Below are 13,800 nucleotides of genomic sequence, written 5' to 3'. Positions count from 1 at the left end.
AGAGTGACCGCCCCCGATTTCAAAGTCAACGATATTGATAAAATTTAGGTAGCCAAATGATCGACTCTGAAGGTTTCCGACCCAACGTCGGGATCATTTTGGCAAATGATAACGGACAGGTTTTATGGGCAAAACGCATTGGTCACAATGCTTGGCAATTTCCACAAGGAGGAATCCAGTTTGGAGAAACCCCTGAACAGGCACTTTACCGTGAGCTGAGAGAAGAAGTCGGCCTCTTGCCTGAACATGTCCAGATTATTGCGCAAACCAAAGGTTGGCTGCGTTATCGTTTGCCACACCGATACATTCGACCGGACTCAGATCCTGTCTGTATCGGACAAAAACAAAAATGGTTTTTACTGAAACTCACCGCTCCTGCGGGCAATATTCAGTTAAACCTCTCTGACCCTGCCGAGTTTGATGAATGGCAATGGGTCAGCTATTGGTATCCACTGGGTCAAGTAGTGAACTTCAAACGTGATGTTTACCGCAGAGCCATGATGGAATTATGTATGTTATTGCCGCAACAACAATCGGCTGAAAAATCACTTCTTTAGCAAGTGATTTTTTGACTGAGTGCTGTTATAACATCACTAAGCGCGATTCATTTTTTGGAGCATATATTCATGTCAAACATGCAACTCGACACCTTAAGACGGATTGTTCAGGAGATCAATGCGTCGGTGAGTTTGCATGAATCTTTGGACATTATGGTGAATCAAGTCGCCGAAGCCATGAAAGTTGATGTCTGTTCTATCTATTTACTGGATGAACGCAATCAGCGTTATTTACTCATGGCTTCCAAAGGTCTCAATCCAGATTCTGTCGGCAATGTCTCATTGCATGTCGGTGAAGGTTTGGTCGGCTTGGTCGGACAGCGCGAAGAAATTGTCAATCTGGAAAATGCCTCCAAACACGAACGCTTTGCCTATTTACCTGAAACAGGTGAAGAAATTTATCACTCCTTTCTTGGCGTACCCGTCATGTATCGCCGTAAGGTGATGGGTGTATTGGTGGTTCAAAATAAAGAACCTCAGGATTTTAGTGAAGCAGCAGAATCGTTTTTAGTGACATTGTGCGCTCAACTTTCGGGGGTGATTGCACATGCCCATGCGGTGGGTAATATCGATGTCTTTCGCAAGCCTACCTCAGGCGCAGCTTATAAGACCTTTCAAGGTGTTTCTGGCGCGGGAGGTATTGCCTTAGGTCGGGCGATTGTGCTTTATCCTCCTGCGGACTTGGCAGCCGTTCCTGATCGTGAAGCCGAAGATATCAGTGATGAATTACAACTTCTAGATCAAGCCATTCTTTCAGTACGCACTGAAATTCAATCGCTTGATGAAAAGATGCAAGATTCACTGATGTCAGAAGAACGCGCACTCTTTAGCGTATTTTTACGCATGCTGGATGAAAATGCGCTGCCTGCCGAGATTAAGGAACTGATTCGGGCAGGAAACTGGGCGCAAGGTGCGGTACGCCGTGTGATTGATAAACACATCAGTCTGTTTGCGCAAATGGAAGATGATTATCTGCGTGAACGCGTTTCAGATTTAAAAGATCTTGGGCGACGGATTTTGGCCTCATTACAGGAAGCCGATTCTAGTCATCGTGAAATTAGCCCAGACAGTATTATTATTGGTGAAGAAATCAGCACAGCCGCACTGGTAGAACTGCCTGTCGATAATATTGCTGCCATTGTCACCACAGAAGGCGCGGCAAATTCACATATGGTGATTGTGGCACGTGCATTGGGCATTCCAACCGTGGTTGGTGTCACTGAGCTGCCAATTAACACGCTTGATGATGCAGAGATGATTGTCGATGCCTATCAGGGACGTGTTTTTATCAATCCCCCACGACGGATGCGCCAACGTTATAAAGAGATTCAAAAAGAAGAAGAACAAATCGCCAAAGATTTAAAACAGTACGAAACCCGCGATGCCATTACGCCTGATGGTGTTGCAGTCCGTTTATATGTCAATACAGGCTTAATGATTGATGTGGTTCGCGGTGTTCAGCGTGGTGCCAAAGGCGTGGGCTTGTACCGCAGTGAAATTCCATTTATGTTGCGTGATCGCTTTCCAGGCGAAGAAGAACAACGCGCCATGTATCGTCAACAACTCAGTCACTTTGCCAACAAACCTGTGACCATGCGCACACTGGACATTGGTGCAGATAAAGACCTACCTTATTTTAGTATTGAGGAAGAAAACTCGGCACTGGGCTGGCGTGGTTTACGCTTTACCCTTGATCATCCAGAGATTTTCTCGACGCAGGTTCGCGCCATGCTCAAAGCGAGCATTGGTTTAAATAACCTGCATATTTTATTGCCTATGGTGACGAGCGTCAGCGAAGTCGAAGAAGTCTTGTATTTATTGGAACGCGACTGGATTGCCGTACAGGAAGAAGAACAGGTTAAAATTACCAAACCCAAAATTGGGATTATGGTCGAAGTTCCAAGCGTACTGTTGCAGATCGATGAGTTTTCAGAATTGGTCGACTTTTTCTCTGTGGGATCAAATGACCTGATTCAATATCTACTGGCGGTTGACCGTAATAACCCTCGCGTTTCTAGCGTGTATTCACATTTTCATCCATCGGTATTACGTGCTTTGCAACGTCTGGTGAAAGAATGCCATAAATATGAAAAGCCTGTGAGTATTTGTGGCGAAATGGCGGGAGACCCTTTCTCCGCGATTCTATTGATGGCCATGGGTTTCAATACACTCTCCATGAGTTCGAGTAATATTTTACGGGTACGTAAAGCCATTTGCCACGTACCCATGAGTGATGCAGAAAAGTTACTGAGTGAAGTGGTTAAAATGAATAATCCGTTGATGGTTAAAAGCTGGATGGAATATTATTTTAAAAAGCATGGTTTGGGCGATATGGTTAAATCCAATCGTTTATCCGTTTAAATTGACCCAACTAAGATTCTGATAAATAAGGGCACATCGATTGTGCCCTTATTTTTATCTTAGATTCTCAATTGAGCGTTTTTTAGATTGGTAAGCTACGCTCTAATATCTGTTGTACTACTCTTGCTGCTGGATCTGTTTCTGGCATTAAAATTAATCCTGTCACACGACCATGAAACATACTATAACGCGACTGGATAAAAGTATTTGCAACGTCATCAGGTGCATAACGTTTTAATAATACGGCTTGAGCAAGTATTACTAAACGACTCACAAAACTTCTTGCCATAAATTGCAGTTGTTCAGGCGATTGTCTCAAAACATCCAACAGTTCATTAACTTCATTGTGCAGTTGTGGCACCTGCGAGGTCACGTCATAAAAAGATTCAAATAAAGTCTGAATCGATGCTGGATGACGTTGAATCGCGCGTAATACATCCAGACACATGACATTACCCGAACCCTCCCAAATTGAATTGACAGGTGCTTCTTTAAATAGTCGTGCCATCATTCCAGTTTCGACATAACCATTACCACCAAACACTTCCATCGCCTCACCTGTCAGTTCAACGGCTAGCTTACAAATCCAGAACTTTGCAGCAGGGGTCATGATACGCGCCCATGCCTGTGACAGATCATTCTGATCTTGATAACTCGCAGCTAAATGCATGCTGAGTTGGACTGCTGCTTCACTTTCTAATGCCAAATCTGTCAAAACAGCCTGCATTAAAGGCTGATCAGCGAGGACTTTGCCAAATGCCTTGCGCTGACGCGTATAAGCCAGACATTGCACAAAAGCCTGACGCAAAATGGCAGAACTCCCCACCACACAGGTCAACCGAGTATATGCTGCCATTTCTATGATGGTCGGAATACCTCGCCCTTCCTCTCCAATCATCATGCCCCATGCATCATGAAACTCAACTTCACTGCTTGAATTACTACGATTGCCGACTTTGTCTTTAAGACGCTGAATATGCACACTGTTTTTTGTGCCATCGTCTAACCAACGCGGCACATAGAAACAACCCAATCCATTTTCAGGGGTTTGTGCAACCACTAAATGTGCATCCGACATCGGGGCTGAAAAAAACCATTTGTGCCCTGTGAGTAAATATTCCTGCCCCCGACCAGACCTTGCAATCGGTTTTGCCAAAGTTTGATTGGCACGAACGTCTGAGCCACCTTGTTTCTCAGTCATGCCCATGCCAATCCAGATCGATGATTTTTCTGAAATGGGCACATCACGCTCATCATAGTTTGTCGATAACAGCTTTTCTCCTAACTGCTGCCATAGCTTGGGTTCACGCTGTAATAAAGGAATAGCGCCTAAAGTCATGGCATTTGGACATAAATTTCCACATTCCACTTGTCCACTGAGATAAAACCGCGCAGCCCAGTCGACCCAGTTTGTCTTAGACTGCGCCGCAATAAACGGATGCGCATGTACGCCATATTGACGATTTAACTTCATCCACGCATGCCATGCAGGATGAAATTCCAGATTATCGATACGACGACCGCGCGCATCAAAGGCGTGTAATTCAGGCGTATGTCGATTGGCTTGATCAGCCCATAGATAGGCCTGAGTAGTACCGACTTTCTCGCCCAATTCTACAAGCAACGCTTGATCCTGACTGCCATAACGCATCAGGATTTCTTGTAAAACAGGATCGGTTCGATATAAGTTATAGTTCTGTAGCTCATCAAACTGATTTTCGATCTGATGGATCATCCTTGTATTCATTGCTTATCCTTGATTCTTTTTATAACAGTATAGGAACAAATCAGACCTGAAGTGTTCGGATTTAATTTATGAAAATCACCAGTATCAAAGTACGTAGAAAGCCCAAGCAGTCGAGAGCCAGATTTACTCAGGATGCACTGATGGATAGTTTTGTTCAGCTTTTACTGGAGAAAGAAGCGAGTGCAATCACGATTCGGGAAATTACCGATCTGGCAGGTGTTGGTCTCGGCACTTTTTATGAATATTTCAGCCAAAAAGAAGATCTACTCGCGCTAACCATTCATCATTATGTACAGCGTAATGCACTGTCTCTACAGCAAGCGTCTGAAAAAGCTCTCAAACCAAGTCCCGATTTGAATACCTATATTCAGGCATTGATCCACTTACAGCTTGAACGGATTGCTGAACACGGCCCTCTCTGGAAGAAATTATTTCTTCTGGAACGACAAATTTCAAATACCGAGATTTATCAGAAGCATTATTCACAACACGTAGAGGCGTGGTGTTTTGTGCTAAAGCAACATCCCGAACATGTGCTGATGGATGTTGAATGGCTTGCACTCAATATTCATCGTATTAGTTATGGTTTTATTTCCCAAACGCTGATGGTTTCGCAACACGATCAAATAACTGACTGGGAACGCCTTGAACAGGATATTCAAATCGCCATTTATGGATTTATCCAAACATCTTGATAATAATCGATTTTATCTCTTATAAAAATAAATTTAATCGTTTTTACATTGTACAAAATACAGCGTATGTTAAATGCATGAATCATTTACATGGAATGGTTGCCCTCTTTAAGTCGATTCATCACATTGCAATACAGCGCTTTTATGTTGCATAAGATATTGACCTCAGGCATCACAGATTCGATTATTTTTTACAAAATATCCAATGTCATTTAAGGTTGGGAATGTTAGTTATATAGTATTGCTATACCCATGACATTATTAGAATTTTAATCACAAGACCCTGTTTATGGAGAATTAAAATGAGTGACGATAAACTAAAGTGTCCAGTCACCCACCTTACTACTGATGCAGGTGCGCCTGTTGTAGACAATCAGAATAGTATGACGGCAGGTGCACGTGGCCCTCTTCTTACTCAAGATCTCTGGCTCAATGAAAAGTTAGCCAATTTTGCCCGTGAAGTCATTCCAGAACGCCGTATGCATGCCAAAGGTTCAGGTGCATTTGGAACATTTACTGTAACTCATGACATCACTCAATATACCCGCGCTAAAATTTTCAGTGAAATTGGTAAAAAAACTGAAATGTTTGCCCGTTTTTCTACCGTGGCAGGTGAACGTGGTGCAGCTGATGCAGAGCGTGATATTCGTGGATTTGCCTTAAAGTTTTATACCGAAGAAGGTAACTGGGACATGGTGGGAAATAATACGCCGGTCTTCTTTTTCCGTGATCCTCGCCAGTTTCCTGATCTGAACAAAGCAGTTAAACGTGATCCTAAAACCAACTTACGTAATCCTACTTACAACTGGGATTTTTGGACACTTTTACCTGAAGCATTTCACCAAGTTACCATCGTAATGTCTGACCGTGGTATTCCAGATGGTTATCGTCATATGCATGGTTTTGGTAGCCATACTTATAGCTTTATCAATGCCAATAACGAACGCTTCTGGGTTAAATTTCACTTCCGCACTCAACAAGGCATTAAAAACCTAACCGATGCTGAAGCCGAAGCTCTCATTGGTAAAGACCGCGAAAGTAGTCAATCTGATTTGTTTAATGCCATTGAACGTGGTGATTTTCCAAAATGGAAATTATGTGTTCAAATTATGCCCGAAACTGATGCGGAAAAAGTCCCATACCATCCATTTGATTTAACCAAAGTTTGGCCACATGGCGATTATCCACTGATTGAAGTCGGTGAATTTGAACTGAATCGCAACCCTGAAAACTATTTTCAAGATGTTGAACAAGCGACTTTTGCACCGAGTAATCTAGTTCCTGGTATCAGCTACTCTCCAGACCGTATGTTACAGGCACGTTTGGTGAACTATGCTGATGCACATCGTTACCGCGTAGGTGTCAATCACATTCAGGTTCCAGTCAATGCTCCTCGCTGTCCTGTTCACAGTAACCGCCGTGATGGGCAAGGCCGTATGGATGGTAACTATGGTGGGCTTCCACACTATGAACCAAATAGTTTCCATCAGTGGCAAGAACAGCCTCAATACCGCGAACCACCATTAAAAATTAATGGGGATGCAGATTTTTGGGATTACCGTAAAGACGACAGCGATTATTTCAGCCAACCACGTGCTTTGTTCAATTTGATGAATGCTGAACAAAAACAGGCTTTATTTGACAATACCGCACGTAATGTCGGTGGCGCATTAGACTTTATCCAATATCGTCATATTCGTAACTGTTATGCCTGCGATCCAGCTTATGGCGAAGGTGTCGCAAAAGCATTGGGTAAAACTGTTGCAGATGCACAAGCAGCTCGTGCCACTGATCCTGCACAGGGAAATCCTGGTTTATTGTAAGTTTCATTGCTAGAGATGAAGATTAACTTATTTGAGTGATCTTTTATCTAAAATAAAACAGCCAGTAAAATTACTGGCTGTTTTACATTTTAATCTATTAATTGATCATGACTGATTTAAGGCAAAAGCCATCACATAATCTCCCACTTCGCTAGAATGTGCTGCACCACCGACAGAAACCACAATATATTGCTTCCCTGTTTTAGGCGACACATAAGTCATTGGAGTGGCACTAGAACCCACTGGCAAACGGTATTTCCAGATTTCTTGACCCGTTGCTGCATCATAAGCACGTAGGTAATAATCCTGACTCCCCGCAAAGAATAGCACCCCGCCAGCAGTTACCGATGTACCTGCATAGGTTGGCATCCCCATCGCTAAAGGAATATGAGACTTGATGCCCCAAGGCCCTAAGTCTTTTGTGGTTCCTACTGGAACTTGCCACAGCACTTGTTTACTTTTCATATCAATCGCGCTAATGGTACCAAATGGTGGCTCAGTACATGGGGTTTCCATGGCAGATGTCCACATCATGGTGACCATCCCATACGGCGTACCCGTCTGTGGTGAAGGTCCATGTCCTGTACCATCGGATGGATATTTTTTATTAACCTGTGCAAACTCATCGCGTTTTACCAACCAGAATATAGATGGAATACGGATATCGTTCATATAGGCAATCTGATTTTTAGCATCATAGGCCACACTTCCCCAGTTCATTCCGCCTAAATTTCCAGGTTGCTCCAATGTTTTATTGAACCCGACTGGCGTAAAGTCGCCTTCATAGCTCATTTTTTTAAACTGAATCCGACATACCAGTTGGTCAAATAAGGTAACACCCCAAATTTTCTTCTCATTTAAATGATCAGCACCAATGGTTGGCATACCCACCGAATATGGCTGAGTTGGAGAAAGTGGTTTTTCATCTGGAATCGGGCTTTTTGAAGGTACTGGTTTTTCCACGACATCAGCAATTGGCTGACCTGTTTCACGATTTAGCAGAAAGATTTGTCCACGTTTCGTGGTTTGCATTACCGCTGGAACGATCTGACCATTTTGATCTGGAACATCCATCAATGCAGGCTGCGATGGCAAATCATAGTCCCAAAGATCATAGTGCGTGGTTTGGAAATGCCATTTTTCTTTGCCTGTATCAACATCCAATGCCACCAAAGATGAATTATATTGATTCGAAAATTCAGGGCGTTCTTTACCATAGTAATCAGGCGTATTATTGCCAAGTGGAACATAAACTAACCCGAGTTTGTCATCATAACTTAAAGTCGTCCATGAATTTGGCGTACCTCGTGTATAGGTTTGCCCCTCAGGCGGTAATTTATCAATCGCAGGATTACCCAAATCCCATGCCCATTTCAGTTCGCCTGTTTTGGCATCAAAGCCACGAATCACACCAGATGGTTCAGCAACTTCCTGATTATCGACCACCCATCCACCAATCACGATAGTATCGTTTGCAACCAGTGGTGCTGACGTTTGAAAATAAAAACCAGGTTTGACCTCTCCCATGCCTGCTTTCAAATCAACATATCCTTGCTGACCAAATTCTTGACAAGGCTGACCCGTTTTCGAATCCAGCTCTAATAAACGTGCATCATTGGTGGTTTGTACAATCCGCTGCTGACATTGTGCCCGATGATTTTCACGGGTTAATGCGACTTGCCCAATTGAACGTTGAGGTCTTGCCACACGTGCATCAAAATATCCCAAACCTCGACAGCGTTGCCACATAGGCGATCGACCATTGGCATCAAACTTCCAGACTGATTTTCCTGTATCGACATCTAAAGCAGCAATAATGCCGTTACGTGAACAGCTATAGAGCAAGTTGTCGATTTGTAGTGGCGTGTTTTGATCGACCCCAGGGCCTTTATCGCCAGTTTGATAGGTCCAAGCAACTTGCAGATTTTTGACATTATCACGGTTAATCAAGGTAAACGGTGAAAATCGGGTTCCTTCATTGGTACGGCCATAGGCTGTCCAGTTTTCAGGCATTCCAAAAGGCGTATGCGCTTGATAGGACTTGCCATTTGCATATTGGGCATCATGCGGAAAGAATGCTGCAATTGCCATCCCAATGAAAATCACCAGTGAGCCTAAACTCAAGCCTAACGTTTTGGCATGATAATGCTCTTTTCGTAACGCATATAACGCAACAAAAGCCAAGCCCAACGGAACCATAATTCTCGCTAGCATTGGCCAAAACGCAAAACCGCGTTCGGAAATTGCCCAAAGACCAGTCAAAACCAACGCAATAATCGTTAAATAAAAACCAAGTACTTTATTTTTATATAATAAAAAGCTACTTGCTAGATAAATTAAACCCAGTAAAAGGTAATAAAACGATCCACCTGCACTAATTAAGCTTATTCCTCCAATGATGAGAAATAAGCTGGTAAATAGCGTGATGAGAATGATTAAAATCCTCATTATTTTCATACTGAAGTGACCTCTTTTTTTGATCTTTTTATTTTTTATAGCATACGTTTAACATAATATGCTTGTCACTTCGTGAAAATTTATTTTACTTTTCACATAAAATAGGAAAAAATGAATTAAACCGTTAACTTATGTCCTTCTCTAATACAATAAAATGGATTAACAAATTTCGATGAAGTTTTGAGTAAATGACTCAACTCCTGCTCAGGCTCATCACGGCTTTCATCCGTCAGTTGAAAGGTTCGATAATGAATTGCCATAGAGCGATGTGCTTGTAAGTCTAAATGTGCATGCAAGGCATCCTGTGGATTCATATGCACATAATGCATCAATTGACGAGGTTCATAAGCTCCGATCGGTAACAATGCAATTCGTGCATCTCCAAAGCGTTCATGGATTTCCTTAAAATGTGGAGAATAAGCGGTATCTCCTGCAAAGAAACAGTGTCCCTTTTGAGTAATCAGTGAAAATCCGCCCCACAATGCCTTATTTTGATCTCGCAAGCCGCGCCCTGAACCATGTTGTGCAGGGGTGTAGGCAATGGTGACTTCATCATGAAACGGAATCATTTGCCACCAATCCATTTCAATCACATGAAAATCTTTAGAAAGATAATAACGATTGCCCAACCCTGTATAAATCGGCATGGCAAATTTCTGGTGTAGCCAGTGTAACGTTGCCAGATCCATGTGGTCATAATGATTATGACTGAGCAACACACCATGAATGGTCGGCAATTGCTCCAGTGCAATGCCTGCTGGACAAACCCGACGAGGACCACGCCCCTGCAACGGACTGGCATATTCACACCAGACTGGATCCGTCAAAAAATTAAAGGGGCCAATTTGAATCAAAACAGTAGCATGTCCCACAAACCAGACTTGCCAATCATCCATATCCGCATTAGGACGATTCTTAGGTAATCCAATTGGTGTATTGATTCTAGACTCATATTCCTGCTGAATATCGACCTGCCATGTAAATGATTCACGCGTGGCAAGCCAACGTAATAATTCTTTTGATCCTTTTGCACCAGAGCGTTTAATCTGATTGTGAAAGTGATTGCTGCTCGCATGTTCTGAATCTGCATACCGAAATGGTGGTTTACTCCATGTATGTGTCCAGCAGGATTGAGTCGGCAATTGATACGTTAATGTCGGCTTCTCTTTCATAGGGTAATTCGGTTATACAGCAATAGTTTAGGGTCGGGTGTTTATCCATCTTAACGATTAAATCAAATTATGCTACTCCTCAATTTATTTCTCTTGTAACCGACCTTTCATTCGCTGCAACCAGACTTGCTTAGATTGAGGTTTAATAAACAGTGCGACAATTTCAGGATAAATCTGTCTTGCTGTCATTTCGATACGATTGACACAAGCTTCAATCTCATCTGAAGTTAAATTATCTTTAAATTCAAGACTTAAAGATGCAATAACCTGATGAGCGCCCATTTGTTCAGTCAAGACACCATTTGCCGAAAAAACTGCTGGATCTTGTTGGGCAATCAATAATAGATTTTCACGCAACTCAGGATTGGCTGTTTCACCCATTAATAAACCTTTGGTTTCACGCGCCAATAAAAAAGCAGAAATCGCCAATACAACACCGATCAAGATAGATGCCACCCCATCTAATACAGGCATATTTAGATAATGCGCTGCGGTAATCCCAATTAAAGCAATAAATAGACCAATCAATGCGGCAGAGTCTTCAAATAATACAGTAAAGGTCGTCGGATCTTTACTGCGTCGAAATGCTTCAAAATAACCCAATGAGCCCTTTTCTTTACGAAATCCTTTCAGTGCGACTCGCCAGGATATCCCTTCACAAATAATCGCAATGCCAAGCACGATATAATTAATCATGGGCGAAACCATTTCTTCGGGTTGGCGAATATGTTGTATACCTTGATAAATTGAAACGATCGAACCCAATGCAAAAACCAGCAAAGATACAATAAAAGCCCAAAAATAAAGTTCACGGCCATAACCAAAAGGATGGCGAAAATTGGCCGGTTTTTGTGACTGTTTTAATCCATGCAACAATAGAATTTCATTGAGTGTATCCACCACAGAATGTACGGCTTCACTCAACATCGCCGAACTATTCGTTATATAAGCTGCGACAAATTTAACCAAAGCAATGATGAGATTGCCCAATAATGCCGCATATACCACGATTTTATTTGATTCAGCCATCGCAAAACCCTGTTCTTATTTTTTCATTCATTGTTGTTATAGCGGTACTCGATTTATTTACAAAGACTTTTCCTGTTGTCATTTGTTGTTAAAGGGTCTCTATAATGATCCTTTACCCTGAATATTAGCGTTTAAAATATATCGGTTCTACTTGTTGTTTCTGCTTGCCTGATTTGTGCTTTATACTCAAATCCAATTGTATTGCTCATATTTTTGGATTCATTCGATGGAGTTAAGACATCTTCGATACTTTGTCACTGTTGCTGAAGAATTAAATTTTAGCAAAGCAGCGCTAAAACTGTATACCGCTCAACCGTCGTTAAGCCAACAGATTAAAGATTTAGAAGAATATGTCGGTGTTCAATTATTCAATCGAACCAAACGTAAAGTTGAACTAACCGAGGAAGGCGCGGCTTTTTTAGAGCAAGCTCGTTTGACTTTGATGCAAGCCGATAAGGCAGTCGCCACAGCAAGGCAAATTGCAAAAACAAAACAGCAACGCTTACGCATTGGTTTTGTAGCAACAGCCGAGGCACACATTTTCCCGCAAGTACTGCCGCAATTACGTATTCAACACCCCGAACTGATCACTGAGTTCACTTATCTGGATGAACAACAGAATATTCAAGCCTTGATGCAAAATCAGCTCGACATTGCTTTTACGCATCAAAATCTCAATACCGAGACCATTTGCAGTCAAAAAATATTCGATGAAGTTCTAATTTTTGTCTTGCCAAAGAACCATCCATTCGCCAAAGAAAAAGTGATTCCTTTACATGCCTTGGGCTATCTGGATTTTGTATTACCTAGTGCAGAACAATTTCCCAGCTTATATGCACTTATTTACGAATTTATCCAGCAGCATGATTTTACTCTACATACTCAGGAAATGACTGATGTTTTGATCAAAATCAATCAGCTAAAACACCAGAATTGGTGCACGATTTTACCTGCATATGCAAAGAACATGTTCAGTTCTGATCTTGTGATTGCGACATTGGCGATTGATTTGCCAAAGTTACCCTTATTTATCAATTTTAATTCGCAGCAGACGTCAAACCATACAAAAATATTACTCGAACAGCTATCAAAAGTATTTTGTTCTGAGTAAATCCTGACTAAAGTAAATGATCAGGGCTGCATGATCGATGAATATCACAGGCACAGTCGCCACATCAGTTCTATGAAAATCAATAAACCTAACACTCAAATAAATTAAAACGATTTTTTCAGGAGAAACCTGAGCATGTTATCTGTATTACATGGGTTGAAAACTGGATTACAGGGGCTGAAAAGCGGTATTTATAATCGTCCCCACTTTTTTATTTCGTTATGCATTGGCGTCGTGATTGCCGTAGTGTTAACGTTCAGCACAACTTGGCATTGGTCAACAATCATTTTGTTGAGCTGGAATATTTCTGTCGGCATATATCTCATTCATGCCAAAAAAATGATGTGGCAGGCAGATCATTCTGCCATGCAATCTCAAGCTCAAAAACAGGATGAAAGTAAATGGGTGATCATGCTTTTGGTCATTCTGGCACTATTGATGTGTCTTATTGCGATTGTGATGCAACTCTCCTCGATCACTAAAAATACGCCTTTTCAATATTGGCACTTAGGTTTATCCATATTAACCATTATTTCGGCATGGCTATTTATGCATACTGCATTTGCTTTACATTATGCCCATGATTTTTATATGGCGCGTTCTGATGGCAAAGATGACGGTTTAGATTTCCCCAAAACTCAAGATCCGATGTATCCAGATTTTGTTTATTTTAGTTATATCATTGGTACTTCAGCTCAAACCGCTGATGTGTCGATTACTTCCCGCCCCATGCGGCTACTCAATATTTTCCATGCCATGTTGGCTTTTGGCTTTAATACGACCATTTTAGCCATTTGTATTAATATCGCGGCCAGTTTTATATCGGGTTAATAGACGAGTCTAAACCT

General features: G+C 41.9%; 10 protein-coding genes. 6 read left to right on the top strand and 4 right to left on the bottom strand.

The window, feature by feature from the left end:
* Nucleotides 1-56 precede the first annotated feature (56 nt).
* Both J500_RS07925 and ptsP read left to right on the top strand, forming a co-directional pair.
* Nucleotides 57-557, top strand: coding sequence for an RNA pyrophosphohydrolase (locus J500_RS07925; RefSeq protein WP_004991453.1), 501 nt, complete (start codon nt 57-59; stop codon nt 555-557).
* Between the two features lie 69 nt (nt 558-626).
* Nucleotides 627-2,918, top strand: a complete 2,292-nt coding sequence (gene ptsP, locus J500_RS07920; RefSeq protein ID WP_004991456.1) for a phosphoenolpyruvate--protein phosphotransferase — start codon at nt 627-629, stop codon at nt 2,916-2,918.
* An 82-nt stretch (nt 2,919-3,000) separates the two neighbouring features.
* On the opposite strand, the gene J500_RS07915 is transcribed toward ptsP, so the two are convergent.
* Entirely contained in the window at nt 3,001-4,665 is a 1,665-nt protein-coding gene (locus tag J500_RS07915) for an acyl-CoA dehydrogenase family protein (RefSeq protein ID WP_004994057.1), read from the bottom strand.
* Between the two features lie 140 nt (nt 4,666-4,805).
* On the opposite strand from J500_RS07915, the gene J500_RS07910 reads away from it, so the two are divergent.
* Together J500_RS07910 and J500_RS07905 are read left to right on the top strand one after the other, a co-directional pair.
* Nucleotides 4,806-5,360 carry a TetR/AcrR family transcriptional regulator gene (locus J500_RS07910; protein WP_004994058.1) on the top strand — a complete coding sequence of 185 codons (555 nt, stop codon included), beginning with the start codon at nt 4,806-4,808 and terminating at the stop codon, nt 5,358-5,360.
* A gap of 302 nt (nt 5,361-5,662) precedes the next feature.
* Entirely contained in the window at nt 5,663-7,183 is a 1,521-nt protein-coding gene (locus J500_RS07905; protein WP_004991461.1) for a catalase, read from the top strand.
* 105 nt (nt 7,184-7,288) lie between these two features.
* Here the strand turns inward: J500_RS07905 and J500_RS07900 are convergent, their stop codons facing one another.
* From J500_RS07900 to J500_RS07890, 3 genes are all read right to left on the bottom strand, one after another.
* Nucleotides 7,289-9,631, bottom strand: a complete 2,343-nt coding sequence (locus tag J500_RS07900) for a membrane-bound PQQ-dependent dehydrogenase, glucose/quinate/shikimate family (protein WP_228130671.1) — start codon at nt 9,629-9,631, stop codon at nt 7,289-7,291.
* 125 nt (nt 9,632-9,756) lie between these two features.
* Nucleotides 9,757-10,812: an MBL fold metallo-hydrolase gene (locus J500_RS07895; RefSeq protein WP_004991466.1), complete on the bottom strand. Its 1,056-nt coding sequence runs from the start codon at nt 10,810-10,812 to the stop codon at nt 9,757-9,759.
* A gap of 84 nt (nt 10,813-10,896) precedes the next feature.
* Nucleotides 10,897-11,841 carry a cation diffusion facilitator family transporter gene (locus tag J500_RS07890; protein WP_004994067.1) on the bottom strand — a complete coding sequence of 315 codons (945 nt, stop codon included), beginning with the start codon at nt 11,839-11,841 and terminating at the stop codon, nt 10,897-10,899.
* A gap of 226 nt (nt 11,842-12,067) precedes the next feature.
* Here J500_RS07890 and J500_RS07885 point away from each other — a divergent pair, with 226 nt between their 5' ends.
* Complete coding sequence (locus J500_RS07885; RefSeq protein WP_004994070.1) at nt 12,068-12,952, top strand: LysR substrate-binding domain-containing protein; 885 nt, start codon at nt 12,068-12,070, stop codon at nt 12,950-12,952.
* Between the two features lie 135 nt (nt 12,953-13,087).
* On the top strand, nt 13,088-13,783 hold the full coding sequence (locus J500_RS07880; RefSeq protein WP_004994081.1) for a DUF1345 domain-containing protein: 696 nt from the start codon (nt 13,088-13,090) through the stop codon (nt 13,781-13,783).
* Nucleotides 13,784-13,800 lie beyond the last annotated feature (17 nt).

The organism is Acinetobacter sp. 479375, assembly GCF_000581715.1.
GTDB classification, from domain to species: domain Bacteria; phylum Pseudomonadota; class Gammaproteobacteria; order Pseudomonadales; family Moraxellaceae; genus Acinetobacter; species Acinetobacter ursingii.
This window is presented reverse-complemented; position numbering and strand designations above follow the sequence as displayed.

Bases quoted from the DNA above. Each gene is read 5' to 3' on its own strand.
- J500_RS07925 (WP_004991453.1), top strand. From the start codon at position 57: ATGATCGACTCTGAAGGTTTCCGACCCAACGTCGGGATCATTTTGGCA.
- ptsP (WP_004991456.1), top strand. From the start codon at position 627: ATGTCAAACATGCAACTCGACACCTTAAGACGGATTGTTCAGGAGATC.
- J500_RS07915 (WP_004994057.1), bottom strand. From the start codon at position 4,665: ATGAATACAAGGATGATCCATCAGATCGAAAATCAGTTTGATGAGCTA.
- J500_RS07910 (WP_004994058.1), top strand. From the start codon at position 4,806: ATGGATAGTTTTGTTCAGCTTTTACTGGAGAAAGAAGCGAGTGCAATC.
- J500_RS07905 (WP_004991461.1), top strand. From the start codon at position 5,663: ATGAGTGACGATAAACTAAAGTGTCCAGTCACCCACCTTACTACTGAT.
- J500_RS07900 (WP_228130671.1), bottom strand. From the start codon at position 9,631: ATGAGGATTTTAATCATTCTCATCACGCTATTTACCAGCTTATTTCTC.
- J500_RS07895 (WP_004991466.1), bottom strand. From the start codon at position 10,812: ATGAAAGAGAAGCCGACATTAACGTATCAATTGCCGACTCAATCCTGC.
- J500_RS07890 (WP_004994067.1), bottom strand. From the start codon at position 11,841: ATGGCTGAATCAAATAAAATCGTGGTATATGCGGCATTATTGGGCAAT.
- J500_RS07885 (WP_004994070.1), top strand. From the start codon at position 12,068: ATGGAGTTAAGACATCTTCGATACTTTGTCACTGTTGCTGAAGAATTA.
- J500_RS07880 (WP_004994081.1), top strand. From the start codon at position 13,088: ATGTTATCTGTATTACATGGGTTGAAAACTGGATTACAGGGGCTGAAA.